Source organism: Plantactinospora sp. CNZ321 (genome assembly GCF_004217235.1).
The window spans coordinates 3,410,954-3,436,967 of record NZ_SHKQ01000001.1; the positions used below are offsets into that span (position 1 = coordinate 3,410,954).

24 protein-coding genes are annotated in these 26,014 nt (G+C 72.5%); 10 read left to right on the forward strand and 14 right to left on the reverse strand.

Annotated features, from left to right (window positions below; genetic code table 11):
- Window positions 1-22: 22 nt before the first annotated feature.
- Both EV371_RS15065 and EV371_RS15070 read left to right on the forward strand, forming a co-directional pair.
- Window positions 23-601 (forward strand): hypothetical protein, encoded by a 579-nt coding sequence (locus EV371_RS15065; protein WP_130462589.1) that lies wholly within the window; start codon window positions 23-25, stop codon window positions 599-601.
- Window positions 598-1,623 (forward strand): TerC/Alx family metal homeostasis membrane protein, encoded by a 1,026-nt coding sequence (locus EV371_RS15070; RefSeq protein WP_130462590.1) that lies wholly within the window; start codon window positions 598-600, stop codon window positions 1,621-1,623. Before EV371_RS15065 ends, EV371_RS15070 begins: the two co-directional genes overlap by 4 nt.
- A 7-nt stretch (window positions 1,624-1,630) precedes the next feature.
- Here the strand turns inward: EV371_RS15070 and EV371_RS15075 are convergent, their stop codons facing one another.
- Window positions 1,631-1,840, reverse strand: a complete 210-nt coding sequence (locus EV371_RS15075) for a hypothetical protein (RefSeq protein WP_130462591.1) — start codon at window positions 1,838-1,840, stop codon at window positions 1,631-1,633.
- Between the two features lie 619 nt (window positions 1,841-2,459).
- Here EV371_RS15075 and oxc point away from each other — a divergent pair.
- Complete coding sequence (oxc, locus tag EV371_RS15080; protein WP_130462592.1) at window positions 2,460-4,193, forward strand: oxalyl-CoA decarboxylase; 1,734 nt, start codon at window positions 2,460-2,462, stop codon at window positions 4,191-4,193.
- Window positions 4,194-4,281: 88 nt separating this feature from the next.
- On the opposite strand, the gene EV371_RS15085 is transcribed toward oxc, so the two are convergent.
- The 9 genes from EV371_RS15085 to EV371_RS15125 all read right to left on the reverse strand — a co-directional run bounded on the left by EV371_RS15085 (window position 4,282) and on the right by EV371_RS15125 (window position 14,368).
- A complete protein-coding gene (locus tag EV371_RS15085) occupies window positions 4,282-5,562 on the reverse strand; it encodes an RNA polymerase sigma factor (protein ID WP_349337276.1) in 1,281 nt (426 codons plus the stop codon).
- Window positions 5,546-5,938, reverse strand: coding sequence for a YciI family protein (locus tag EV371_RS15090; RefSeq protein ID WP_130462593.1), 393 nt, complete (start codon window positions 5,936-5,938; stop codon window positions 5,546-5,548). Before EV371_RS15090 ends, EV371_RS15085 begins: the two co-directional genes overlap by 17 nt.
- Before the next feature lie 125 nt (window positions 5,939-6,063).
- Window positions 6,064-6,825, reverse strand: coding sequence for an FCD domain-containing protein (locus tag EV371_RS15095; RefSeq protein ID WP_130462594.1), 762 nt, complete (start codon window positions 6,823-6,825; stop codon window positions 6,064-6,066).
- Window positions 6,826-7,053: 228 nt separating this feature from the next.
- Window positions 7,054-8,757, reverse strand: a complete 1,704-nt coding sequence (gene gcl, locus EV371_RS15100) for a glyoxylate carboligase (protein WP_130462595.1) — start codon at window positions 8,755-8,757, stop codon at window positions 7,054-7,056.
- A 4-nt stretch (window positions 8,758-8,761) separates the two neighbouring features.
- Window positions 8,762-10,303, reverse strand: coding sequence for an aldehyde dehydrogenase family protein (locus EV371_RS15105; protein ID WP_130462596.1), 1,542 nt, complete (start codon window positions 10,301-10,303; stop codon window positions 8,762-8,764).
- Between the two features lie 116 nt (window positions 10,304-10,419).
- Entirely contained in the window at window positions 10,420-11,409 is a 990-nt protein-coding gene (locus EV371_RS15110; protein ID WP_130462597.1) for a 2-dehydropantoate 2-reductase, read from the reverse strand.
- Between the two features lie 140 nt (window positions 11,410-11,549).
- Window positions 11,550-12,755 carry a hypothetical protein gene (locus EV371_RS15115; protein WP_486484621.1) on the reverse strand — a complete coding sequence of 402 codons (1,206 nt, stop codon included), beginning with the start codon at window positions 12,753-12,755 and terminating at the stop codon, window positions 11,550-11,552.
- 89 nt (window positions 12,756-12,844) lie between these two features.
- Entirely contained in the window at window positions 12,845-13,660 is an 816-nt protein-coding gene (locus EV371_RS15120) for an SAM-dependent methyltransferase (protein ID WP_130462598.1), read from the reverse strand.
- Window positions 13,661-13,858: 198 nt separating this feature from the next.
- On the reverse strand, window positions 13,859-14,368 hold the full coding sequence (locus EV371_RS15125; RefSeq protein WP_130462599.1) for a hypothetical protein: 510 nt from the start codon (window positions 14,366-14,368) through the stop codon (window positions 13,859-13,861).
- Window positions 14,369-14,605: 237 nt separating this feature from the next.
- Here EV371_RS15125 and EV371_RS15130 point away from each other — a divergent pair, with 237 nt between their 5' ends.
- From EV371_RS15130 to msrB, 3 genes are all read left to right on the forward strand, one after another.
- Window positions 14,606-14,992 (forward strand): VOC family protein, encoded by a 387-nt coding sequence (locus EV371_RS15130; RefSeq protein WP_130462600.1) that lies wholly within the window; start codon window positions 14,606-14,608, stop codon window positions 14,990-14,992.
- 193 nt (window positions 14,993-15,185) lie between these two features.
- Window positions 15,186-18,074, forward strand: coding sequence for a BTAD domain-containing putative transcriptional regulator (locus EV371_RS15135; RefSeq protein ID WP_130462601.1), 2,889 nt, complete (start codon window positions 15,186-15,188; stop codon window positions 18,072-18,074).
- 135 nt (window positions 18,075-18,209) lie between these two features.
- Window positions 18,210-18,671 carry a peptide-methionine (R)-S-oxide reductase gene (gene msrB, locus EV371_RS15140; protein ID WP_486484622.1) on the forward strand — a complete coding sequence of 154 codons (462 nt, stop codon included), beginning with the start codon at window positions 18,210-18,212 and terminating at the stop codon, window positions 18,669-18,671.
- A 69-nt stretch (window positions 18,672-18,740) separates the two neighbouring features.
- Here the strand turns inward: msrB and EV371_RS15145 are convergent, their stop codons facing one another.
- The 3 genes from EV371_RS15145 to EV371_RS15155 all read right to left on the reverse strand — a co-directional run bounded on the left by EV371_RS15145 (window position 18,741) and on the right by EV371_RS15155 (window position 21,583).
- Window positions 18,741-19,850, reverse strand: a complete 1,110-nt coding sequence (locus EV371_RS15145; RefSeq protein ID WP_349337283.1) for a hypothetical protein — start codon at window positions 19,848-19,850, stop codon at window positions 18,741-18,743.
- Between the two features lie 76 nt (window positions 19,851-19,926).
- Entirely contained in the window at window positions 19,927-20,967 is a 1,041-nt protein-coding gene (locus EV371_RS15150) for an alpha/beta fold hydrolase (RefSeq protein WP_486484623.1), read from the reverse strand.
- 25 nt (window positions 20,968-20,992) lie between these two features.
- Window positions 20,993-21,583 (reverse strand): TetR family transcriptional regulator C-terminal domain-containing protein, encoded by a 591-nt coding sequence (locus EV371_RS15155; RefSeq protein ID WP_130462602.1) that lies wholly within the window; start codon window positions 21,581-21,583, stop codon window positions 20,993-20,995.
- A gap of 126 nt (window positions 21,584-21,709) precedes the next feature.
- Here EV371_RS15155 and EV371_RS15160 point away from each other — a divergent pair, with 126 nt between their 5' ends.
- The 4 genes from EV371_RS15160 to EV371_RS15175 are packed head-to-tail and all read left to right on the forward strand — an operon-like array spanning window position 21,710 to window position 25,559.
- On the forward strand, window positions 21,710-22,756 hold the full coding sequence (locus EV371_RS15160) for an iron ABC transporter permease (RefSeq protein WP_130462603.1): 1,047 nt from the start codon (window positions 21,710-21,712) through the stop codon (window positions 22,754-22,756).
- Window positions 22,753-23,811: a FecCD family ABC transporter permease gene (locus EV371_RS15165; protein ID WP_349337286.1), complete on the forward strand. Its 1,059-nt coding sequence runs from the start codon at window positions 22,753-22,755 to the stop codon at window positions 23,809-23,811. Before EV371_RS15160 ends, EV371_RS15165 begins: the two co-directional genes overlap by 4 nt.
- Window positions 23,812-24,627 (forward strand): ATP-binding cassette domain-containing protein, encoded by an 816-nt coding sequence (locus tag EV371_RS15170; protein ID WP_130462604.1) that lies wholly within the window; start codon window positions 23,812-23,814, stop codon window positions 24,625-24,627. It begins immediately after the preceding gene.
- Window positions 24,609-25,559, forward strand: coding sequence for an ABC transporter substrate-binding protein (locus tag EV371_RS15175; RefSeq protein WP_130462605.1), 951 nt, complete (start codon window positions 24,609-24,611; stop codon window positions 25,557-25,559). The genes EV371_RS15170 and EV371_RS15175 overlap by 19 nt, the downstream gene beginning before the upstream one ends.
- A 296-nt stretch (window positions 25,560-25,855) precedes the next feature.
- Here EV371_RS15175 and EV371_RS15180 read toward each other — a convergent pair whose 3' ends face one another.
- Window positions 25,856-26,011, reverse strand: a complete 156-nt coding sequence (locus EV371_RS15180) for a hypothetical protein (RefSeq protein WP_207230500.1) — start codon at window positions 26,009-26,011, stop codon at window positions 25,856-25,858.
- Window positions 26,012-26,014 lie beyond the last annotated feature (3 nt).

Here is a 26,014-nt window from a genome sequence, read left to right on the forward strand (position 1 = left end):
ACGAACGGAACGGGGAGATGGCATGACCGGCGACAAAGTACGCCACCTCGGTGAGCTCGCCCTGCCGGGAGCCGGCATCGGTGCGACCGCCGGGGTGGCGGCCGTCGGGCTCGCCCTGCTCGCCGGCCAACCGATCGGCTGGGCGGTGGCCACCGGCGTGGGGCTCGGCCTGCCGCTGGTACTGCTCGGCGGCGGCTTCGCGCTGCTGACGGGTGCCGGCGTGGTGTCGCCGGGCGTCTTCGCTCCCGCGGCGCTCTACTGGTTCATCGGATTTCCGGTGGCCCGGGTGGTCCACGAGATGCTGGTCGGCCTGATGGTCGTCGGTCGGCCGGCACTGCCGCCGGACCTGCCCGGCTTCCTCGCCTACCAGGCGATCGTCAGTCTCGGCTTCGCGATCGGCTTCAGCTGGCTGCACGAGCGGATCGCGCCGGGCTGGCTGCGCCGGATCCGGCACCGCAACCCGGCCGCCGACCGGCTGTACACCTTCTACCTCCGGCATGCCGAGGCACAGTGGAAGGCCCGGGAGAGCCGTCGGCGGGCCCGGGCCGCCGCTCGGGCTGCCGGTCGATCCACCGTGTTCCGAGCCAAGGGAGAGTTATGAACCTGCCGGTCTGGGTATGGGCCGTGACGATCGTCGGTTTCCTCGTGATGATCGCCTTCGACTTCTACCTGGTCGCCCGCAATCCGCGCGAGCCGAGCTTCCGGGAGTGCGTCGCCTGGGTGTGCTTCTACGTGCTGGCCGCGGTCGCCTTCGGGTTCGTCCTGACGGCGACGGTCGGGGGCGGCTACGGCGGTCAGTTCTTCGCCGGCTGGATCACCGAGTACTCGCTCAGCGTCGACAACCTGTTCGTCTTCATCATCATCATGAGCCGGTTCGCGGTGCCGTTGCAGTACCGGCAGAAGGTGCTGCTCATCGGCATCGTACTGGCGCTGCTGATGCGGGGTGCCTTCATCGCGGCCGGCGCGCAGGCGATCACCCGGTTCGACTGGCTGTTCTACCTCTTCGGCGCCTTCCTGATCTACACCGCCGTCAAGCTGGTGGGGCCGCAGCAGGAGGACGAGTTCTCCGAGAACCTGGCGCTGCGTACGGCGAAGCGGATCCTGCCGACCACCGGGTCGTACCGGGGTTCCTCGGTGCTGGCCCGGGTGGACGGCCGGCTGATGGTGACCCCGATGCTGATCGTCATGGTCGCCATCGGCACCACCGACCTGCTGTTCGCGCTGGACTCCATTCCGGCGATCTTCGGGCTGACCCAGGAGCCGTACCTGGTCTTCACCGCCAACACGTTCGCGTTGATGGGGCTGCGGCAGCTCTACTTCCTGATCGGCGGCCTGCTGGACCGGCTGGTGTACCTCAGCAAGGGCCTGGCGTTCATCCTGGCCTTCATCGGGGTCAAGCTCGTGCTGGAGGCGCTGCACCACGATGGGATCGGTTGGGCGCCGGAGGTGCCGATCATGGTCTCGCTCGGGGTCATCCTGGGCACGTTGCTGGTCACCACCGTCGCCAGCCTGGCGAAGTCCCGCCGGGACCGGTTCGAACGGCCGTCCGCCGCCACGGAGGGGGCGGGGGTCGGGACCCCCGCTGCCCACGAGACCGTGACGGCGGACCGGGACGGGGCCTGACCGGTCGTCAGATCTTGATCAGGTCTTCGTCCCCGGCGGTGCCGCGGAGGAAGCGCTCGATCTCCTCGTCGCTCGGCCGGGCGGCCCGGCGTTGGTTCTCCAGTGCGGCCGCCAGGCCGAGCCCGAGGCGGCGACCGTCGGCCGGGAACGCGGCCGGCAGGGCCAGCCGGTCGGAGAGGCGGGTCAGGGAACGTGAGAACGTTCGCCAGGTGGTCATGACAGCATCACTCCTGCTTGTCGGTCTTCCCGGGAAACGACGCTTCCCGGGACCGTGCGCACCATTCCGGACGGCGTGAATCCGTCCGGGACGGTGGTCCGGCAGGACACCCGGGTGTGCCTGGTGGGGCCGGGCGCACCCGGGTCGCCGGATCTTCCGCCGGCACGCCTCGTCGCGTGGCGGCCGGATCTGTGTCTGTCGCCGGCTCGATGACCGGCGGGGGTCGCCCGCCGTGCCCGTGCGGGGCCGCCACCTCGCGGCCCGGACCGTGGCGTGAACTGTAGGTCGGGCCTCCTGTGTGGAGCTACCCGGTGTCGCGCCACCACAAACCCTCGTGCTCGTCTCCGGCGACAGGTCCTGTTCGACGCTTCCAGGATACCGCCTTCGGTATACAAAAAACGATCTAGTGACCAAAGCCACCCGCATCACCCGACCGGGCCCACGACTACCAGGCTGGCGCCCGTGCGGGGCCAGCGTGCCCGGAAAACGTCCCCGTCACCCCTAGACACTCCGCTGTCACATGGTCCACGATTATTGCCTACCCCATACGGTATGCAGTCTTTGGGGCACGGGAAGGACACGGCTTCCCGTCGTACGACGATGATGGAGGATTCTGATCATGACCATCGCTTCCCTCGGGGAGTCAGAAGCCAGCGGCCTCGTGAGTGCGCAGAAGCTGACCGACGGGATCCATCTGGTCGTCGACGCGCTCAAGCTCAACGAGATCGACTCCATCTACGGCGTGGTCGGCATCCCGATCACCGACCTGGCCCGCCTGGCGCAGGCGTCCGGCATCCGCTTCATCGGATTCCGGCACGAGAGCGCCGCCGGGCACGCGGCGGCGGCGGCCGGCTTCCTGACGAAGAAGCCGGGAATCTGCCTCACGGTCTCCGCCCCGGGGTTCCTCAACGGGCTGGTAGCCCTGGCCAACGCCACGGTGAACTGCTTCCCCATGGTGCAGATCTCCGGCTCCAGCGAGCGGCACCTCGTCGACCTGCAACGGGGTGACTACGAGGAGATGGACCAGTTGGCGGCGGCTCGACAGTTCGCCAAAGCGGCATACCGCGTACAGCGGGCCGAAGACATCGGCCGCGGCGTGGCCCGCGCGATCCGCACCGCCGTGTCCGGGCGACCGGGAGGGGTCTACCTCGACATCCCGGCCGCGGTCCTCGGCGAGGTCATCGACGCGGAGCTGGGCGCGGCGTCACTGTGGCGGGTCGTCGACCCGGCCCCGCGCCAGGTGCCCGAACCCGCGGCCCTGGACCGGGCGATCGAACTGCTCGCGAGCGCACGGCGGCCGCTGGTCGTGCTCGGCAAGGGTGCCGCGTACGCGCAGGCGGACGACCAGATCCGGCGGTTCGTCGAGCTCACCGGTCTGCCCTACCTGCCCATGTCGATGGCGAAGGGCCTGCTGCCCGACGACCACCCGCAGTCGGTGGCCAGCGCCAGATCACTGGCCCTCCGGCGGGCCGACGTGGTGATGCTCGTCGGTGCGCGCCTGAACTGGCTGCTCGGACACGGCGACGCGCCACAGTGGAACGCCGACGCCAGGTTCATCCAGGTGGACATCGCCAGTACCGAACTGGACAGCAACCAGCCCATCGCGGCACCGCTCGTCGGCGATGTCGGTTCGGTGATGCAGGCGCTGATCGACCGGACCGGACCCGGCCGGATCGTGGTCCCGGCCCAGTGGCGGGACGAACTCGCGGCCCGCTCCGCCGAGAACGTCGGCAAGATGGCCAAGCGCCTGCAGGCCGCCGAGACGGCACATCCGATGAAGTTCCTCGGCGCCCTACAGGCCATCCGCGACGTCCTGCGGGAGAACCCGCGGACGTATCTGGTCAACGAGGGCGCGAACGCGCTGGACCTGGCGCGTAACACCATCGGCATGCCGGTGCCGCGTCACCGCCTCGACAGCGGCACCTGGGGGGTGATGGGCATCGGTCTGGGGTACGCGATCGCCGCCGCCGTCGAGACCGGGGACCCGGTCGTCGCCATCGAGGGCGACAGCGCGTTCGGGTTCAGCGGCATGGAGATGGAGACGATCTGCCGCTACAACCTGCCCGTCGTCACCGTCGTGCTGAACAACAGCGGCGTCTACCGTGGCGACGAGGGGTCGTCGTCCGGGGACCCGGCACCGACCGCGCTCAGCGCCCGGCACGACCTCATGATCGCCGCATTCGGCGGCCGGGGCTACCGGGCGACGACGCCGACGGAGGTCGCCGTCGCCCTGCGCGAGGCCCTGGCGCTGGGCAGACCCGCGCTGATCGACTGCGTCATCGACCCCGCCGACGGAACCGAGAGCGGCAACATCTCCCACCTCAACCCCAAGGGCATCACGGTGCAGCGGTGAGGCCCGGCGCTACCTCCTCCGGACACGCGGAGCCGAGCCCGCATCGACCGGACGAGGACGACAGCGGACCCGACGAGGACGACAGCGGCTACCGGGACGGGTTCTCCAGCCGGGCCAGCCGCCGGTTGAGATAGCGCTGTTCGGGCAGGCTCGCGGTCAACCGCGCCGCCAGCCGGTACTCGTCCGCGGCGCCGGTCGGATCACCGTCGAGTTCCAGCAGGTGCGCGCGTACCGCGTACAGCCGGTGGTGCCGGCGCATGGCGGGGTCGGTGCGCAACGGGTCGAGCATGGCCAGACCGACCGCTGGTGAGTGGGCCATGGCGGCGGCGACGGCGTGGTTCAGTGTGACGGTCGGGCCGGGAGCGGTCCGCCCCAACATGTCGTAGAGGACACTGATCTGCAACCAGTCGGTGTGCTCGTAGCTGCCGGCCTCGGCGTGCACCGCGGCGATCGCGGCCTGGAGCTGGTACCTGCCCACGTGCCCGCGGGGCAGGGTCGTCTCGAGTAGCGCGACACCCTCGTCGATCATGTCCCGCCGCCAGCGTGAGCGGTCCTGCTCCGCCAGCGGTACGAGATCGCCGGCGGCGTCGGTCCGGGCGGGTGACCGCGCGTGGGTGAGCAGCATCAGCGCGAGGGCGCCGGAGACCTCGGCATGGTCGGGCAGTGCCGCGTGTACCTGGCGGGTGAGCCGGATCGCCTCCTCGGCGAGTGAGGCGTCGAGCAGGGTCTCGCCGGAGGTCCGGGCGTAGCCCTCGGTGAAGACCAGGTGGCACACGTCGAGAACCGCGGCGACCCGGGCCGGTAGCTCGGGCGGTGACGGCATCTCGAACCGTGCGCCCGCCTGCCGCAGTGCCGTGCGGGCCCGGCTGAGTCGTTGGGTCATGGTACGGGCCGGTACGAGGTAGGCGGCGGCGATCTGCTCCACGTTCAGCCCGGCCACCGCGCGCAGGCTGAGGGCCACCTGTGACGGCCTGCTCAGCACGGGATGGCAGCAGAGGAAGAGCAGCCGGAGCGTGTCGTCGACCTCCGGGTGCGGCACCTCGTCGGCGGCCGGCGCGATGGCAGGATCGTTCCCCTGGCGGGCGGCGTCCAGCGCCTCGCGGCGGCTCCGGGCGGAGTCCGCCCGAAACCTGTCGATCAGGCGCCGCGACGCGACCCGGATCAGCCAGGCCCGTGGATCGTCCGGTAGCCCGCCGGCGGACCACTGGGCGGCGGCGGCCTCCGCGGCATCCTGGACCGCGTCCTCGCAGTCGGCCAGGTCGCCGTACCGGCGCAGGAGCGCGCCGAGGACGTGCGGCGCCTCCCGGCGCCACACGTCCGCCAGCGTCGGCAGTCCGGTTCCGGCCGGACGGCTACTGGTCGTCGCCACCGGGCCACATCAGGGGCCGCAGTTCCACCGTTTCCCCGGGGCCGGAGAACTTCACGGCGACCTCCTCGGCGCGGGACCGGCTCTCCACGTCGATGAGGAAGAAGCCCGCCAGATGCTCCTTCGCCTCCGAGTACGGACCGTCGGTGGCCAGCGGCGCACCGTCCTGCCAGCGGTAGAGCCGCGCCGCCGACGGTGCGCCCAGCGCCTCGCCGCTGATCAGCTCGCCATTGGCCTGTAGCTCGGTCAGCACCTGCTCGAAGTCGGCGTTCAGCCGCTTGCGCAGGTCCTCGGGCAGCTCCTGGTGGGCGGCGAGGTAGTCGCCGGTCGGGTGTCCCCACGGTTGGGGATTCGAGTGGATCAGGATCAGGTACTTCATCGGATTCACCTCCGGGTCGCGCGACGGGGCGGTTCCGTCGCTCGACTGGAACGTCGGTGCGGCCCCGCCGATGTCGACACCGCGCGGTCACGATTTCCGGGACGGCAGCCGGGCATCAGGGAGGATCAGCCCAGGGTTTCCCGCTCGGCGGCCTCCCTGCGGCGCTGGTGGTAGCTCTCCCGGGTGCGCTCGGTGTGCTTGCGCATCAGCTCGCCGGCCCGGCGGCCGTTGCGGCTGGCGATCACCTCGATCAGCTCCGCGTGCTCGTCCCAGGCCTCCCGGCCCCGTGACCGGGCGATCGGGGCGTAGTACCACCGCACCCGCCGGTCGACCATCGCGATCAGTTCGGCCAGGACCTTGTTGCCGGACATCTCGACAACGTACGCGTGCAGCGCCGCGTTCGCGGCGACCAGCTCCACCTGGTCGTCGTCCTGCAGCGCCTTCTCGCCGGCCTCCTGTAGCTCGCGGAGCCGTTCCACCTGCTCCGCGGTGGCCTGCCGGGCGGCCAGCCGGGCCGACTCCGACTCCAGCAGGGTACGGGTGGCGAGGAGCTGGTCCGCCTCCTCCTCGGTCGGCACGTGCACGAACGCGCCGAGTGCCGGGCGCAGGTCCACCCAGCCCTCGCTCTGCAGCCGTTGCAGCGCCTCCCGGACCGGCTGCCGGCTGACGCCGAGCTGGGCCGCGAGCTCGTTCTCGACCAGGTGCTCGCCGGGGCGCAGCTCGCGATTGATGATCATCTCCGCGATCACGTCGTAGACCGCCTGCCGCAGCGGCGCGGGCCGTTCCAGGGGCTGGCGCGCCACCCGTGGCTCGCGGCGGGCCGCGGTGAGTCGTCGCCGCCCACTACTGGCGCCGGCAGGCGAGGCCGAGCCCCCCCATTCGGTCATGGACTACCTCCGGCTGCGAAGAAACCGATCGGACGTTCGTTGGCTATAGCATACAGTCGTCCAGATGCAATCGTCGTTGCCATCCCGGCGCGGCAGGTCGCCATCCCGGAGGCGGCAAAGGCCACGGCGGTCAGCCGGAATCACCGCCAGCGATGGTACGGGTCGACCGTGCGCGCGTCGGCGGGGTGGGCGACGTCGCCCACCCCGCCGGTCGGGCCGCGAGATCCACTATTCGGTTTCCGGCACCGGCTCGAACTCGTGCACCTGGGCGATGGAGAGCCCGTGCGCGGTGTTCGCCTCGCGTTCGACCATCACCTCGACCAGTACCGGACGGCTGGTCCGCCGGGCCTCCTTGCTGGCCCAGGCGAGGGCGTCGGCGATCTCGTCGGGGTGCCGCACCCGGCGCCCGGTGCAGCCGTACGCCTCCATGATCTTGACGTTGTCCGTGCCGTACTCGTCGTAGTGGATGTCCACCTCGTAGTTCATCTCGTAGCCGATCTCGGCCTGCCGGATCAGTCCGAGATACTCGTTGTTCAACATCACCAGTACGAAGGGGATGTTGTACTGCGCGGCGACCGCGAGCTCCTCGACCAGGAACTGGAACGAGTAGTCCCCGACCACCCCGACCACCTCGGCGTCGGGTCTGGCGGATTTCACCCCGATCGCCGCCGGGATCTCCCAACCCAGCGGACCGGCCTGACCGCAGACCTGGTAGTGCCGGGGCTTGAACACCCGCTGGAACTGTCCGGACCAGATCTGGTAGAGACCGATCGCGGTGACGAAGTAGGTGTCCGGGCCGAAGAACTCGTTGAGCTCCCGGAAGACCCGGGGCGCCTTCACCGGTACGGCGTCGAAGTCGTCCCGGCGGCGCAGTGTCGCGCGCAGCCTGCGGACCAGCGAGACCCATTCACCCCGGTCCCGCCGTACCCCCCGACGCCGGACGGCGTCGAGCAGCGCGGCGAGGAACGCCCCGGTGTCCGAGACCACCCCGAGGTCCGGCCCGAAAACCTTGCCGAGCTGGGTCGGCTCGATGTCGACGTGGATGAATTTCCGGTTGCCCCGGTAGGTCGGGAGGTCCCCGGTGTGTCGGTCGCCGAACCGGGCGCCGAGCGCGAGCACCAGATCGGACTCCAGGAAGGACGCGTTGCCGAAGCGCTGGGTGGTCTGGATGCCGGTCATCCCGGCGAAGAGATCGTGGTCCTCCGGGATCGCGCCCTTGCCCATCAGGGTGACCTGGACCGGGATGTCCAGCGTCTCGGCGACCTCCCGGAGCAGGTCGGTGGCCTCGCCGATGATCACTCCGCCACCGGCCAGGATCAGTGGCCGCTCGGCGGCGAGCAGCATGTCCAGCGCCCGCTCGACCCGGGGCAGGTGCGGCTCGACCCGGGCCACCGGAAGTGGGGCGTCGATCGAGGCGTCCCACTCGATCTCCTGCCGTGCCACGTCGATCGGCAGGTCGACCAGGACCGGCCCGGGCCGTCCGGAGCGGGCGATCCGGAACGCCTCCCGGAAGATCCAGGGCGCCTGGGCGGCCTCCTTCACCTGCACCGCCCACTTCGTCACCGGCTTGGCGATCTCGACGATGTCGACCGCCTGGAACGCCTCCTGGTGCAGCTTGGTGGTCGGCGCCTGGCCGGTGATGCAGACCATCGGGATGGAGTCCGCCTGTGCGGTGTAGAGACCGGTGATCATGTTGGTGCCGGCCGGGCCGGAGGTGCCGATCGCGACCCCGACCCGGCCGTTGGTCCGGGCCCAGCCGTCCGCCATGTGCGTGGCACCCTCCTCGTGCCGGACGATCAGGTGCCGGATGTCGCTGCGCCGCAGCGCCGCGTAGAGCGGCAGGATCGCGGCACCCGGGCAGCCGAACGCGATGTCCACGCCCTCCGAGGCGAGCACCGAGACGACCGCGTCCATGCAGGGGATCCTGGTCATGGGTTCAGACCTCCGGGTAGTGGGCGTGGGTGGGGAAGTTGCCGTACCGGCGCTCGCCGGGCGGGCCCTCGGTCACCGCGTGCACCAGCAGGGCGCCGCCGACGAAGTCGCCCCGCCAGGAGGCGCCCCGGCCGCCGAAGACCTCCTGCCGGTCACCCCGGGAGCGGGGCCGGTTGACACCGATCTTGAACGCCCGCAGCTCGCCGCCCAGCCGCTGCGCGGTCGCGTCGTCGTCACAGGCCAGCGAGGCGACCAGCGCCCCGTTGCTGGCGTTCATCCCGGCCAGCAGTTCGGCCTCGGTGTCGACCAGCACGATCGTGTCGACCGGCCCGAACGGTTCGGCGTGGAACAGCGGCGAGGAGGGCGGCGGAGCGAGGATCGCCACCGGGGCCAGGTACGCCGACCGGTCCTGGCCGGGCAGGAACCGACCGTCGTCCAGCGACCCACGGTGCAGCGGTATGCCGCCCTTGGCGATCGCCGCCTCGACGACGTCGGTCAGCTCCTTGGCCTTGAGGTCGTTGATCAGGGGACCGAAGTCGAGGTCGGGGAAGCCGTCCTGTCCCGGCTCGACCGCGAGCGGATGTCCGAACCGGACGTCCCGGACCGCCGGCAGGTACGCGGCGAGGAACCGGTCGAAGAGCGAGCGCTGTACGACGTACCGGGGGTAGGCGGTGCAGCGCTGCTTGGCGTACTCGAAGGACCTGCGGACGTTGCCGGCGAGGGCGTCCCAGTGGCTGAACTCCCAGACGCCCCAGCAGTTCAGCCCCTCCTGCTCCAGCACGTGCCGCTTGCTGGAGTTGAGCAGGCCGGCGGCGACCTGGCTGCCGGCGGAGCGGCCCCCGACGAAGAAGACGCAGGCGATCTCGGGCGAGTCCACCAGCACCGGGGAGAGTTCGGCACCGCCGCCGCTGACCAGCGTGATCGGCAGGTCGTGCCGGGCGGCGAGGGCGATGGCCAGGGTCAGGCAGCTCACCCCGCCATCGGTGGGCGCCTTGGCCACCACCGCATTGCCGGCGAGCACCTGCACCAGTACCGAGTGCATGATGACGCTCATCGGGTAGTTCCAGCTTGAGATGTTGCTGATCGGCCCGGGCAGCGGGGAGCGGCCGGCGAGCATGGAGTCGATCTCCTCGACGTACCACCGCACCCCGTCGAGGCAGCGGTCGACGTCCGCGGTGGCCAGCCGCCACGGTTTGCCGATCTCCCAGACCAGCAGCAGCGCCAACAGGTCGCGGTGTGCCGCGAGGGCGTCGAGCGTCGCGCTGACCCGGGCCCTGCGCTCGGCCAGCGGCCGGGTCGACCAGCCGCGGTGGGTGTCGGCGGCGGCCCGGACCGCCTCGGCGGTGGTGGCCGCGGTCAGCCGGGGCGGGCCGGCGATCGGGGTGCCGTCGACCGGTGAGGTGGCCGGGACCGGGTCGCCGTCGGCACGCCACCGCCCGCCCCAGTAGTTGCGGACGCGGTCGTCGGCGAAGGCCTCGGGTGCGGTCTCGCGGCAGCGGGCGAAGACGTCCTCCCAGGCGGTGCCTGGCTTGCGGATCAGGGTCACGGGAGCCTCCAGGGCCTCGGGTGTCCTGCGGATTGGCGAGATCGCCGGGCCGGGACGGGTCGATGGATCGGTGGGTCCCGCCGATGGTCGACCGGCACCGGACGGTCAGGCGGTCGTCATGCTGGGGCCGGCGCCGGCCGGGCCACGGTCTTGGCCAGCAGCTCGGTCGCGGCGTAGATGGTGCGCAGCGTGGGTGCCGGCGCACCGGTGATGTCGGCGATCTCCACCACGGCGGCGACGATCGCGTCGAGTTCCATCTCCTTGCCCGCCTCGAGGTCCTGCAACATCGAGGTCTTGTGGTGGCCGACTCGCCGGGCGCCCTCGACGCGCTTGCCGATCGAGATCTCCGGCGTACTGCCGACCCGGCTGGCGATGTCGAGTGTCTCCGTCATCATCTGCTCGACCACCCGGCGGGTGCCGGGGCTCTCGCAGATCTCCGCCATGGTGGCCCTGGTCAGGGCGCTGATCGGGTTCAGTGACACGTTCCCCATCAACTTGATCCAGATGTCGTCGCGCAGTCGCGGCTCGACCGGACACTTCAGTCCGCCGGCCACCATCGCGTCGCTGAACCGCTGACACCGCTGCGAGACCGTGCCGTCCGGCTCACCGATGGAGAACCGGGTCCCCTCCAGGTGCCGGATCACCCCGGGCGACTCGATCACGGTGGCCGGGTAGACAACGCAGCCGATCGCCCGCTCCGGAGCCATCACCGCCGAGGTCGCCCCGCCCGGATCGACGGCCTCGATCCGCTGCCCCTCGTACGGCCCCGCGAGCTTGTGGAAATACCACCACGGGATGCCGTTCTGCCCGGCGACGAGCGCGGTCTCCGGGCCGAGCAGCGGTTCCAGTAGCGGCCCCACCGAGGGGTAGGAGTGCGCCTTGAGGCCGAGGAACACGTAGTCCACCGGCCCGATTTCGTGCGGGTCGTCGGTGGCGTGCGGGTGCGCCGCGAAGTCGCCCCGGGGACTGTGCACCCGTACCCCCTTCGCCCGCAGCGCGGCCAGGTGTGCACCGCGGGCGATCAACTGGACATCCACCCCGGCCCGGCACAGGGACGCACCGACGTACGCGCCGATGGCGCCGGCTCCGAGCACTGCAACTCGCACGTGCTGCTCCCTTCTCGTACGACGTCCGCCCGGCGCCCAGCGACGCGACAGCGGCGCGGCCCCGTATGCGTTATCCTGACTACAGTATGCAATCTGAGTTCAGGCTGACAAGCCTGCCGGTCGGGGCAGGAGCGGACGCGCTACCGCAGGGTCGAGCCGGTGACCGTCGGGTTGCGGGCGCCGAGGAAGAAGATCCCCGGGAAGCCCCGGGTCTCGAAGCCGTCGCTGGGATTGCGCCGCAACGTCGAACCCTCGATCCGCATCGTCCCGGTCCGGTCGTTGCTGACGAAGAAGACCGCTCCGCCGCCCTCGTTGGCCCGGTTGTCCTGCACCACGCTGCCGGCGATCGTCACCGTGAACCGGTTGCCGTCGGCGTAGATGGCACCGCCGCTGCCACCGCCGGGCGTACCGCTCCGGGCCGGGTTGGCACCCCGGCCGACCGCCCGGTTGTGGCTCAGCACGCTGTTGAGCACCACCCAGGAGACACCGATGCTGCTCAGCGCGCCGCCGTTGGCGCAGCTGCCGCCCTGCCCGGCGGCGCCACCGAAGGTGCTGTTCACCACGTACACCGGAAGCCCCTTGTGCTGGCTGAGCACCCGGATCGCCGCGCCGCCGAGATCCGGACCGGTCCGGTCGCACCGGTTGCGGACGAACCGTGAGTTGACCACCTTGAACCGCCCGCCCCGGACGAAGATCGCCCCGCCACCGCCGCCCTCGGCCTTCTCGCCGGTGGAGTTGCCGTCGGCGAAGGTCAGGTTCTGCACGGTGAGCTGCGGGTGGTCCTGGTCCTGGCAGTGCGAGGTGGTCCAGCCCTGCGCCCGATCGCAGGTGTTCATGTAGAGGATCCGGCGCTTGCCGCCGCCGCTGAGCGTGACCTTGCCGCCGCCGTCGAGCACGATCCGGGGACCGGTCGAGTTCCGGATCTTCGCGGTCGCCCGCATCGTGATGGTGACCGGGGCGGGGCCGCAGGAGAAGGTGATGATCCCGCCCTTGGCGACCGCCGCGACCACCGCCTCGGAGGTGCAGCTCGCCGGCGTTCCGGTGCCGATCACCCGGGTCGGCCTGGCCGTGTCCACCGCGCGGGCCTCGGCCGGGACGGCGGCCCGGCCCTTCGGGTTGCCCGGCCGGGGCAGCGCCGGCACCGGCCTGGTGGAGGCGGACGGCCTGGCGGTGGGTGACGGAGTGGCCGGAGCCGACGGCGACGGCGTCGCGGCACCGGTATCGGCGACCGCTGGAGCCGATTGCGGGGCGGTGGACCGGTCGTCCGCCGCCGAGCCGCAAGCGGTCAGGCCGATCGCGGTCGCCAGTACGGTCGCGATCAGCCCGGGGATGGTCCTGGTACGCACCGGCAGATCCTAGGTGTGGACGCTCGGATCGGCCGAGGCCAGCCGGCCGGCTTAAGGAACTCTTCAGACCGGCGGGCCGGTGCGGACGCTCACGGAATCCGGGCGACCGCCCCGTACATGCAGATGTCGTCCGGCTCGGGTGGGGTGCTGCCGGGCGCCGGCCGCCAGTTCCCGATCGGCACGACCCCCGGGTCGACCAGGTCCAGGCCGGTGAAGAACCGGCTGAACTCGTCCCGGCTGCGGGGCCGGCTCAGTCCGCCGGTGGCGGCGTTCGCCTCCTCCAGCTTCGCGACAACCTCCGCCGGTACGCCGTCGTAGGTGCCGTGTGACATCACCAGGTAACTGCCGGACGGCAGCGCGCCGACGAGCCGGGCCACGACGCCGTACGGGTCCTCGAAGTCGCGTACGAAGTGCAGGATCGCGACCAGCGTCAACCCGACCGGCTGCCGCAGGTCGAGGGTGTCGTGCAGATCCGGGGCCTCCAGGATCGACGCCGGATCGCGCAGGTCCCGTTCGATGTAGGCGCTCCGGCCCTCCGGGGAGGAGCTGAGCAGGGCCCTGGCGTGTGCCATCACCAGCGGATCGTTGTCCACATAGACGACCCGGGACTCGGGTGCGATCCGCTGGGCTACCTCGTGGGTGTTGTCGGCGGTCGGCAGCCCGGTGCCGATGTCGAGGAACTGCCGGATGCCGACCTCCCCGGTCAGGAACCCCACCGTGCGTTGCAGGAACCTGCGGTTCTCCTGGGCGGCGCGTTTGACCGTCGGGAAGACGGCGGCCACCTGGTCGCCGGAGATCCGGTCGGCGGCGAAGTTGTCCTTGCCACCCAGCCAGTAGTTGTAGCGGCGGGCGGGATGCGCCAGGGTCGTGTCCACCTTGCCCGCCGGGCTGGTCGGGTCGCTCACGGCACCTCCGAGGAGTCGGTTCCACCGGTCCGGTCGGTGCGGCGGCCGAGGGGTCGCCCGGAACCGGACGTGATGCCGGGGTGCGGCACCGCACCGATTATGGTTCACGGCGCCCGTCCCGTCGATCTTGTCCCCGTTCCTGTCCGGAACGACCGGACCGCGGACCCCTGCCCGGAACGACTGGACCGCAGGTCACCGTCAGGCGGTCAGGAAGCCGTACCGGGCGGCGTGCTCGGGGTCGGCGGGGTCGATCTGCCGGATCCCCTCGTCGGCGAGGCGCTTGTTGACCTCGTCGAGGTGGTCGCGCACCAACCGCGCCTCCTCCTCGGTGACCCGGCCCCGGTGCGGTTTGCCGGCGTGCTCCAGAGTGGCGTAGTCGATCCGTTCCCGGCTCGCCCTGGCCGGGCGTACCCGTTCGGCGGTCCGCAGCAGCTGGGCCATGGGCACGTCGGTGGCGAGGGCGTCGAACTCGCTGGCGGTGAGCACCACCCGGCGGGGCGCCTCCCCGGGCCGGCCATCGTGGATCTCCACGACCGCGACGTCGAGCGCCGCGTCGTCGATGCTCTCGACCTCGGTCGGCTCGGCCTCCAACCGCACCGGCCCGGCGACCAGGTCGGGGTGGTCCAGCACCACGATCCGGACCACCTCGTCGGCGGACCGGACCACCTTGCCACTGAAGTCGGAGACGTGAACCGTCCGTTTACCCATGCCTGTGCCATCTCCTGTCCCGCGAGGCCGCCCGACGCCAGCTCCTCGGCGGGCGACGGCCAGAACAGAAATTACCCGACAGGTGTGCGAAACCGCCCGGTGGGGCTGGGCGTGTTCCGGACATCGCGCGGCCGGGTCCGGGGTGCCGCGTCGTTGGCGGGTGCCTCCGGGTGGGAATATCCGTACCTAGTACGTTGTACAATGTAAGGAGTTAGTTCGATTCCCAGGGAGCCGCTCGTGAAGATCACCTCATCCGCCGTCTCGCTGAACGTGGCCGACGTCGCCGCCTCCAGCAGTTTCCTCGTCACGCACTTCGGATTCCACGAGACCATGGCCGCCGACGGCTTCGCCTCGCTGACCAGGGAAGACGCCGGGATGAACGTCGTCTTCCTGCGCCAGGGCCTACCGTCACTGCCGGCGGACCAGCGCGACGACCACGCCCGCGGCCTGATCCTGGCCTTCGTGGTCGAGGACCTGGAGGGCGAACTCGCCCGCCTCCAGGCCGAGGGCGTCACCATCACCATGCCGCTCACCGCCGAGGAATGGGGCGAGCGGGCCTTCCAGGTACGCGACCCCAACGGCGTCATCGTCCAGTTGGTCGACTGGAACGGGCCCGGACAGTGAGTCCCGGGCACCGTTGCCTCGCCGTCCGGGTGGTGGCTCGGTAGACCCGGTGAAGCAGTGATGGCCGCCTCCGGAAACCGCCGTTGGTCCGATAGGCACATCAACCGGCGCTGATCTAAGTTCGACGTCAGGTGGCCGCCGCACCCGAAAACACCCGGCGGCGGTGGCGGTGGACGGACGGCGGGGGGCGCTCGTGCGGATTCAGCTGCTCGGTCCGGTTCGGGCCTGGCGCGACGGTGAACCGCTCGACCTGGGACCGGCGGCCCGACGGGTGGTGCTGGGCCTGCTGGCACTGGCCGGGGGCAAGCCGCTGCAACGCGCCGAACTCATGCGCGGGCTCTGGTACGACCGGGAGCCGCCCAGCAGCGCGGCGAACGTCATCCAGACCCACGTCAAGCACCTGCGCCGGCTGCTCGAACCGGAACGGCGCCCCCGGGACCGGGGAACCGTGCTGCGGCTGGTCGGCGACGGCTACGCGCTGCACCTGCCGGACGCCGGGCTGGACGTCACGCAGTTCCGCCAGCGGGTCGACGCGGCCGCGACCGCGCAGCGGCGGGGGCAACTCGACGCGGCGGCGGAACTGCTCGGCGAGGCGCTGGCGCTGTGGCACGGCCCAGCGCTCGCCGACATACCCACCCTGGCGAGCCACCCGAAGGTGGTCGCGCTGGCCGGCGAGCGGCAGGCGGCACTCGGCCGGTACGGCGAGGTGATGATCGCCGCCGGTCGGGCCGCCGAGGGGTTGCCGATCCTGGCGGAGGCGGCAATCGCCGCGCCGCTGGACGAGGCGGCACACGCCCGGCTGATCCGGGCGTACCACGTGGCGGGACGGCGCGGGCAGGCATTCGCCGCGTACCACGAGGTGCGCCGGCGGCTTGCCGAGGACCTGGGCGTGGCGCCCGGGCCGGCGCTGGCGGCCGCGCACGCCGCGCTGCTGCGGGACGAGAAACAGCCGGCCCGTCCGGCCCGCCCGGTGATGCCTCCGGTGGGGGTGGCCCGGAACGCGTCGAAGCCGGCGCAGCTTCCGGCGGACCTGGCGGAGTTCACCGGCCGGACGGGCGAGTTGACCCGGCTCGACGGCCTGCTGGACCGGGCGACCCGGCCGCCCGGACCGGCCGCGACCGTCATCGCCGTGGTCTCCGGCACCGCCGGTGTCGGCAAGACCACCCTGGCGGTGCACTGGGCACACCAGGCGGCACACCGTTTCCCCGACGGCCAGCTCTACGTCAACCTGCGTGGCTTCGACCCGGCCGGCCCGGCGGTGGACCCGGCCGAGGCGGTGCGGCAGTTCCTCGACGCGCTCGCGGTGCCGGCCGAGCGGATCCCGACCGACCCCGATGCGCAGGCGGCGCTCTACCGCAGCCAGATGTTCCACCGGCGGATGCTGGTGCTGCTGGACAACGCCCGGGACGCCGCCCAGCTTCGCCCACTGCTGCCCGGCGGGCCCGGCTGCCTGGTCCTGGTCACCAGCCGGGCCCGGTTGACGGACCTGGTCGCCATCGAGGGCGCCACACCGGTACCGGTCGAGCCGCTGCCCGCCCGGGAGGCCCGCGAACTGCTCCTGCGGCGGATCGGCGATCACCGGGCCGGCGAGGAACCGCAGGCGGTGGTCGATATCCTGGCCCGGTGTGCCGGGCTGCCGCTGGCGTTGGCGATCGTGGCCGCCCAGGTCGCCACCAGCCGGAACCTCTCCCTGGCCGATCTGGCCGGCCAGTTGCGCCGGGGCGCCAGCCGGCTCGACGCGCTGAGCACCGGCGATCCGACCACCGACCTGCGAGCGGTCTTCTCCTGGTCGTACCGGTCGCTCAGTCCGGCCGCCGCGCGACTGTTCCGACTGCTCGGCCTGCACCCCGGGCCGGACCTCTCGGCCGCCGCGGCGGCCAGTCTCGCCGGTCGGCCGCTGGCCGAAGTGCGGGAGGCACTGGCCGAGCTGACCCGGTCGAACCTGCTCGGGCAGCGCGCCGTCGGCCGGTACGCCCCGCACGACCTGCTGCGAGCCTACGCGGCCGAGGTGGCCGAGCAGGTCGACTCGGCGCGGCGGCGTCGATCCGCCGTCGACCGGCTGCTCGACCACTACCTGCACAGCGGGAACGCCGCCGACGCCAAGCTGCGGACCGAGCCGAGTCCGCTTCCGCTCGGCCGGCTCCGCCCCGGGGTCACCCCGGAGTGTCCCGTCGACGACCAGGGGGCACTCGACTGGTTCGCCGCCGAACGCCTCGTGTTGCTGGCCCTTCTCGTACACGTCGCCGGCAGTGGACGCGACGTGCAGACATGGCAGCTGGCCTGGATCCTGGCCACCTATCTGGACCGCCGCGGCCACTGGTACGACCTCGTCGGCACCCAGCGTGCGGCGGTGGCCGCCGCGCGCCGGCTCGCCGAGCCGGCGGCCCAGGCCGTCGCGTACCGGTTCCTCGCCCGGGCCTACACCCGGCTGGGCCGGCTCGACGACGCGGACACCCAGCTGCGCAACGCCCTGGAGCTGTACGACCACTGCGGTGACCAGGCCGGGCAGGGGCACACGCACCTGAACCTGTCGCTGATGTGGGAGCGGCGGGGCCGGCTTCCCGAGGCGCTCGACCACGCCCGGAGGGCGCTCGGGCTGCTCCATGACGCCGGCAGTCGGCTCGGGGTGGCGCGGGCGCGCAACGCGGTCGGCTGGTACCACACCCTGCTGGAGGACCACTCCTCGGCACTGGCCTACTGCGAGCAGGCCCTCCTCGAACTCCAGGAACTCGACGACCGCAACGGGCAGGCCAACACCTGGGAGAGTCTGGGCCGGGCGCACCACCATCTCGGCCACCGGGCCCGGTCGCTGCGCTGCTACGACCAGGCCCTGCGGCTCTACCGGGCGATCGGCGACCGCCACCTGGAGGGCATCACCCTGTCGCACCTCGGTGACACCCACCACGCGTTCGGGGACCCGCGAGCCGCCGGGGACGTCTGGCGGGAGGCGTTGGCGGTGCTCGGCGACGTCGACCACATCGAGGCGGGCAAGGTGCGTGCCAAGCTCGCCGCGCTCGACCGGCCGGGCCAGGTGGTCGGCACCGGGGTCGGCGCCGACGGCTCCGCGTCACCCCAGTGGTGAGCGACGCCCGGCAGTGGTTTCCGGTGCCGCCGGTCGGGTAGGGAACTCCGGCTCTGCCACCCGCGCCCCAGCGCGTCCGTGGCCAGCGCGGCGCCGGGCGTACCCGTCCGGGCAGGATACGGGCAAGGAGGACCGGTGGTGTCGAAGGAGTACCGCAAGGACCCGGAGGTCGTTTCCCGGCTGTCCCCGCAGCAGTACCACGTGACCCAAGAGTCCGGCACGGAACCGCCGTTCCGGAACGAGTACTGGGACAGCGAGGAACCGGGCATCTACGTCGACGTCGTCTCCGGCGAGCCGCTGTTCGCCTCGGTCGACAAGTTCGACAGCGGTACCGGGTGGCCGAGCTTCACCGCGTCGATCGAACCCGCGAACGTGGTGCAGGTCGACGACTCGACCCTCGGGATGGTGCGTACCGAGGTGCGGTCGGCGCACGGGGACAGCCACCTCGGCCACCTCTTCGACGACGGTCCACGGGAGCGGGGCGGGCTGCGGTACTGCATGAACTCCGCCGCGCTGCGCTTCGTACCCCTGGCCGACCTGGAGCGCGAGGGATATGGCGAGTACCGCCGGCTCTTCGACGGTGCTGACGGGGGCTGACCGTCGCCGGTGACGTCAGCGCGCCGGGTCGATCCGCCAGAGTTGCGCGGGGTGCGTCGGTGACGGGCGCTATCGACCCCGGCCCGACGGCCGGCGGCGGGCCCGCCAGATGGCGAATCCGGCGGCCACCACCAGGACCAGCAGGGTCAGCGTCACCGCGCCGACGAACCGGCCGGTCACGTCCCGGCTCGACTCCGCCGCCCGGTCCCGGTCGAGTCGGGTGTCCTGTGTGGCCGGCCCGGCGCTGGTGCCCGGCGAGGAGGACTGTTTCGGCTCCCGGTCCGGGATCGGATAGCGCAGCAGCACCGGGTCGGCGGCGGATTCGGTCTCCGCCTTCTCCGAGAGCGTCAGCAGCGCCGTCCCGTCCGGGTCGTACGTGATCGCCTCGCCCTGCGGCTCGTCGGGCAGCGGTACGACCCGGGGCGTCCCCTCGGTGACGGCGCGGACCACGTCGCCGTCGGTGACGTCGAACTCCAGGGCGTCGGCGTAGGTGCGCAGCACCACCCGGGTGCCGTCCGGGGCGACCGCGCCGCCGGTGACGAGCAGCCGTCCGAAGATCGAGAAGGGGTTGCTGGTGGTGCTCCTCGGCAGGGTGACCTCGCCGACCCTGCGCAGCGGGGTGGTCTGCCCGGCCCGCAGCTCCCGGACCGGGGCGTAGAGGCCGGGCGTGCCGGAGTCCTTGGTGACGATGATCGGGGTGCCGTCGGCGGAGAGCAGCAGCGCCTCCGCGTCGTGCGCGCCGTCCGGGTAACTGACCCGGTACAGCACGGGCGACCGGGCACCCGGGGCCAGTTTCCAAAACGCGACGGTCTCGCGTACCCGGTTGTTGTCGCCGACGTCACCGATCCAGATGGTGCCGTCCGGCGCCCGGACCAGGTCCTCGGTGTCCCGGGGGCGGGACGGGTAGCGGACGGTGCGGGTGACCGCGCAGTCCCGGTCGAGGAAGAAGATCCGCCGCCGGCTTTCCAGGTCGGAGCTGTCGTTGACCACCACGTAGCCGTCGTCGGTGGCGGCCAGCCCGGAGATCTCCACCAGCCGCTCGTCGTCGACGGTGCAGACCGGGGTGCCGGCGGCGGCGCGGGCAGCGGCCGCCACCTGCCCGGCGGCCGGTCGGGCTGCCGCGCCGCCGGCCGGGAGGACCAGCACCGCGGCGGCCACCAGGGTCGTCAGGCGCCGCATCCGGCAAGTGTGGCACGGGGTTTCACGTTTCGAGCCGGGACCCGACGGGGTCAGCCCATCGCGGGACCGTCACCCGTCAGGTCACCTCCTGTGGTACCGGAAGGGCGTCCCCAGGAGGTACCGGAGGCGGGTCTTCCCGAGGCACCGGTGACCGGCCGGTGCCGGCGGTGTGGTCGGGTTCGGCGTCGGGCCCCGCCTCGCGGACGAAGTCGACGACCCGGCGTACGACCTCGGGGTCGGCCAGGATGCGGCCGTGCCCGAGCCCGGCGGTGCGGTACAGCCGGCCCGGCCAGGCGGCGGCCATGGTGACCCCGTCGGTCGGGCTCACCTCGCGGTCGTCGCGGTCCTGCACCACCAGCAGCGGCGGCAGTTGCCCGGCACCCCGGGCGCGGGCCCCTAGGTCGAAGTCGGCGATCGGCCGGCCGACCAGCGACTCCATCGCCGCGATGAGCCGGTCGCCGACCGCCGGGCCGATACCGAGAGTCCGCCGGAACGCCCCGATGTGGGGGAGAGGGTCGGCGAGCGGGGCGATCATCACCAGTCGACGCACCGGCAGCCCGTCGAGGACGGCGAGCCCGGCCGCGCTGGCGCCGAGCGAGTGGGCGATCACGGCGTGCGCAGGGCCGTGGGCGCGGACGACCGCCGTCAGCGCGTCGGCGAACTCGCTGAGCGTGGCCCGGTGCGGGCCGAGCACGCCCGGTCCGGAGCGGCCGTGACTGAGCGCGTCCCAGGCGACCACCCGGTAGCCGGCGGCCACCAGCGTGGGGACGAAGCCGTGCAGCTGGGTGGCGGAACCGCCCCAGCCGTGCGCCAGGTAGACGAAGGGGCCACTGCCCCAGGCCCGGCTGGTGACCGTACCGCCGTTGACGGCGACGGTGCGGGGGGCGCCGTCGTGCGGGCCGGTGAAGGTGGCGGCGCCGGTCCCGGCCGGCACCGTGCGGGCGGTGGGGGTGCGCCGGCGGGGCGGGGTGCACCAGAGCCGGAGCGCGAGCCGGCCGCCGGCCTCCGGCGCCAGGTGTTCCAGGGTACGGAAGGCGGCCCGCATCCCGGTGATGATGACCCAGCGAAAGGAACGAACGATCGTGCTTTTCTTGCGTCGGACGTAGGTGCCGGTCACGATGACTCCTCGGGTCGGGGTGCGGTCAGCCGGACTTCGGCCGGGCGGCGTCCAGCAGGGCCTCGAAGGACTGCCGGGCCCAGGTGTCGGTGCGCGGGTCGTTCAGCAGGCGCCGCGAGTGGAAGGCGCCGAGCATGACGCTGTGCAGGTCGTGGGCGAACCGCTCGGGGTCGGCGGCCTCGTCGAACTGGCCCTCGGCGATCCCGGTGCGGAAGATCTGCGCGATGACGTCGGAAAGGTCGCGGTGGTCGGCGACCAACTGGTCCCGGACCGGACCGGGCTGGTCGTCGAACTCGGTCGAGGCCGAGACGAAGAGGCAGGCGGCGGCGACGTTGACGCTCTCCAGCCAGTTGTCGAAGAGCGCCCGCATCCGGGCCTCGCCCCGGGGGGCGCGTAGCGCCGGGCGGACCACCTCGGCGACGAAGGCGTCCCGGGCGTAGCCGAGCACCTGCAGATGCAGCGCCTCCTTCGAGCGGAAGTGCGCGAACAGGCCGCTCTTGGACATGTCGAGCCGGGCGGCGAGCGAGCCGATCGTGAGGCCGCCGAGACCGAGCCGGCTGGCGACCTCGGTCGCCTCCGCCAGCACCGCCTGCCGGGTGGCCGCACCCTTGCTCACCCGGAATTGATAGCACGATCGTTCGTTTCCTGCAAAGCCTGCATCCGTACGTCATCCCGGTGAGGCGCGGCGAAACGCGGGTCGTAAGGTTAGGCGAACCTAATTCGAGAGGTACGGGGAAAGCACGTGACGACGGTACCGGCCGAGGCGCCCAGGACCGCAGCCCGACCGGACCGCCGGGCCGGCCGGCGGGTCACGGTCACCGCCGCGGTGGCCGTACTGCTGGCGTTGGCCGTACTGGCGAGTCTCGCGCTCGGCAGCAAGCCGCTCGCCCCCGGCCAGGTGTGGCTCGCGCTGGTCGCACCCGACGGCGGCGAGGCGAGCACCATCGTCCGGGAGCTGCGGGTGCCGCGTACCCTGCTCGGGCTCGTCGTCGGGCCGGCCCTGGCGCTGGCCGGGGTGCTGCTCCAGGCACTGACCCGCAACCCGCTGGCCGAGCCGCGGATCCTCGGGGTCAGCGCCGGCGCATCCCTCGGTGTGGTGCTCGCGATCGCGGTCTTCGGGGTCGGGACGCTGGCCGGGTACGTCTGGTTCGGTGTCGTCGGTGCCCTCCTCGCCGGCCTGCTCGTCTTCGGCATCGCCAACCGGGTCCGTGAGGGTGCCAGCCCGGTGACCCTGGCGCTGGTCGGCGTCGCCCTGGACGCGAGCCTCGGTGCGACGGTCATCGCCCTGCTCACCGTCGACGCCCGCACCTTCGAGGAGTACCGGTTCTGGGTGGTCGGCGGCCTGACCGGCCGGGACGTCGGCGTTGCCGGCCAGGTCGTACCCTTCGTGCTGGTCGGCCTCCTGCTGGCCGGGTTCGCCGCCCGAGGCCTGGACGCGCTCGCCCTCGGTGACGACGTCGCCCGCGGGCTGGGGCACCGGATCGGGCTGGTCCGGCTCGCCGGGGGAGTGGGCGCGGTGCTGCTCATCGGGGCGGCGGTCGCGGCGGCCGGACCGATCGCGTTCATCGGGCTCGCCGTGCCGCACCTGGCCCGCGCCCTGGTCGGCGCCGACCACCGCTGGACCCTCGGGCTGGCGGCGCTGCTCGGGCCGGCCCTGCTGCTCGCCGCCGACGTCATCGGCCGGCTCGTCGCGCCGCCCGGCGAGGTGCCGGCCGGCATCGTCACCGCGCTGCTCGGGGCACCCCTGCTGGTGCTGCTGATCCGCCGGGCCCGGGTGGTGACCGCGTGACCGGCCGGAGCGAGGTGATCCCGGCGATGCCGGTGGGACGTACCCTGGTCCGGCTCGGCCCCACCCGGGTGGTCGTCCGGCACCGGCCGTTGCTGGTCGGCGGGGCACTCGCCCTGCTGCTCGCCGCCGCCGTGGTGCTGGCGCTCTCCCTCGGCACCCCGTACGTCGCCCCGCAGGACGTGCTCCGCTCGCTCACCGGCGCCGGTACCCGGTACGACCTCGTCGTCCTCGAGCTGCGGCTGCCCCGGGTGGTCCTCGCGGTGGCGGTCGGGGCGGTCTTCGGCATCGCCGGCACGCTGATCCAGACCGTCGCCCGCAACCCGCTGGCCAGTCCCGACGTCATCGGGGTCAGCCAGGGCGCCGGACTCGCCGCCACCGTGGCGCTGACCGCCGGGGCGAGCGCGGTGCTGATCGCCCCGGCCGCGCTCGCCGGTGGCCTCCTCGCGGCGGTCGCGGTGCTGCTGCTCGGCCTGCGGCACGGACTGGCCGCGCAGCGGTTCGTGCTGGCCGGTGTCGCCGTCGCGGTGGCGCTGCGGGCGCTGACCGAGGTGGTGATGCTCTCGGCGGACCCGATCGACGGGATCCGGGCCCAGATCTGGCTGGTCGGCACGCTTGCCGGCAAGGGCTGGCGGGAGACGGCGTACCTCGGGGCGACCCTGCTGCTGTTGTTGCCGGTGCTGCTCTGGGCCGGCTGGGCGCTGAACGGCAGCGCGTTGGACGACGACACCGCCCGGGGCATCGGGTTGCGCCCGGTCGCCCGCCGGGTCGGCCTGGCCACCGCCGGGGTGCTGGCCGCCGCGATGGTCACCGCGCAGGTCGGCGCGGTGGACTTCGTGGCCCTCGCCGCCCCGCAGATGGCCCGGCGGCTGGTCCGGGCCGAGCGGCCGCCACTGTTCTGCGCCGCCCTGGTCGGTGCGCTGCTGGTGGTCCTCGCCGACCTCGCCGGCCGCCGGCTCTTCGCACCCACCCAGCTTCCGGCCGGGGTACTGACCGCGGCCCTCGGCGGTCCGTACCTGATCTATCTGCTGCTCCGCGCCCGACGGAAGGTCTCCTAGATGCTCTCCACCCGCGATCTCGCGGTCGGCTACGAGGACCGGTCGGTCATCGACGGCCTCGACCTGGACCTGCCGTCCGACGCGTTCACCGTCATCGTCGGGCCGAACGCCTGCGGCAAGTCGACCCTGCTGCGGACCATGGCCCGGCTGCTCGCCCCGCGCCGGGGCACGGTGCTGCTGGACGGGGCGGCGATCCGGGACCTGCCGACCCGGGCGGTCGCCCGCCGGCTGGGCGTACTCCCGCAGAGCCCGCTGGTGCCCGAGGGGGTGACCGTGGCCGACCTGGTCGGGCGGGGGCGGCAGCCGTACCAGCGGTGGTGGCGGCAGTGGTCCCCGGAGGACGAGGTCGCGGTCCGCGAGGCGATGGTGCTGGCCGACGTCGCGGCGCTGGCGCAGCGGCCCGTCGACACCCTCTCCGGCGGGCAGCGGCAGCGGGTCTGGATCGCCATGACGCTGGCCCAGGACACCGAGGCGCTCCTGCTCGACGAGCCGACCACCTTCCTCGACCTGGCCCACCAGGTGGAGGTGCTCGACCTGCTGCACCGGTTGCGTACCGAACGCGGCCGGACCGTCGTCGCCGTCCTGCACGACCTCAACCTGGCCGCCCGGTACGCCGACCACCTGGTCGCGATGCGCGACGGCGCGGTGGTGGCCACCGGGCCGCCCCGGCAGATTCTCACCGCGGACCTGGTCCGCGACGTCTTCGGGCTCGACTGCGTCGTCGTGCCCTGCCCGGTGACCGGGGCGCCACTGGTCGTCCCCGCCCTGGGCACGCTCTCCCTGGAGAAAGGTTCCCCATGCGCCGCACAGTCATGACGATGCTCACCGTCGCCGCCCTCGGCGCCGGCCTGGCCGGCTGCACCAGCAGCGACCCCGTGGTCGGGGCGGAGGCCGGGGGCGAGACCCGGACCGTCACCCACGCGATGGGCAGCACCGAGGTACCGGCACAGCCGAAGCGGGTCGTCGTACTCGACACCGACAAGGTCGACACCGCCCTCTCGCTCGGTGTCGTACCGGTGGGCGCCGCCCTGGCCGGTGAGATGGCCGGTTGGCCGTCGTACTTCGGCGCGGAGCGGGTCGCCGGGATCAAGCGGGTGGGCCTGCTCACCGAGCCGGACCTGGAGGCGATCACCGCGCTCCAGCCGGACCTCATCCTGGGCAGCAAGTTCCGCCAGGAGAAGTTCTACGACGAGTTGTCCGCGATCGCCCCGACCGTCTTCACCGAGCGTGTCGGCATCACCTGGAAGGAGAACTTCCTCCTCGACGGGCAGGCGCTCGGCAAGGAGCAGGAGGCCAGGGAGCTGCTGGCCGGCTACGAGAAGCGGGCCGAGGAGCTGGGCGCCAGGCTCGGCAACGCCGCCGCCCGGAGGATCTCGATCGTCCGGTTCCGCCCCACCGAGATCCGGGTCTACGGTCCGGAGTCCTTCTCCGGGCTGGTGCTCGGTGACGTCGGGCTGGGCCGGCCGGAGCGGCAACTGCTGGCGAACAAGGAGGACAGGCGGTTCGACAAGGTGAGCCCGGAGCGGATCTCCGAGGTCGACGGCGACATCATCTTCGTCACCGCGTTCGGTGAGAAGGCCGCGGCCGAGCAGGCCAGGGTGACCGGCGGCAGCCTCTGGAAGAACCTCACGGCGGTCAAGGCCGGCCGGGCGTACGTGGTCGCCGACGAGACCTGGATGACCGGGATCGGGGTCACCGCTGCCGGCAAGATCCTTGACGACCTGGAGAAGTACGTCCCGGTGGCGTGACCGGTCCGCCGTTTGGTGGCGTGGACCCGGGTACGGCACCTGGTGCGGGACGGGGCCCGGCCCCGACCGTGACCGGTCGCCCGACGGGTGCGGCCAGCGCCGCTTACCGGGCCCGGTCAGCGGCGCCACCAGCTCACCCGGACTCACCGGCCGGGACACCCGTGGCGGCGGCGGGATGGCGGTGGCCAGGGCGCACTGCGGCGACACCCCGCGCGGGCCGGGTTCTCCGCCCCTACCGCCCGCCCGGCCGCCGCGATCCCGCCGCCGTCCCGTCGGGGCCGCTGCGGAAGACTCGTTCAGGCACGGGTCACGCCGCGGATCGCGTTGCGAACCGCGGCGACGACCGCGACGGGCGGACCGAGCAGCAGGTTCGCGGTGGCCGACTCCACCCCGGGGTGTGGCCGGGTCGGAGCGACCGCCTCGGCGGCCCGGACCGCCGCGGCGAGCGCCACCAA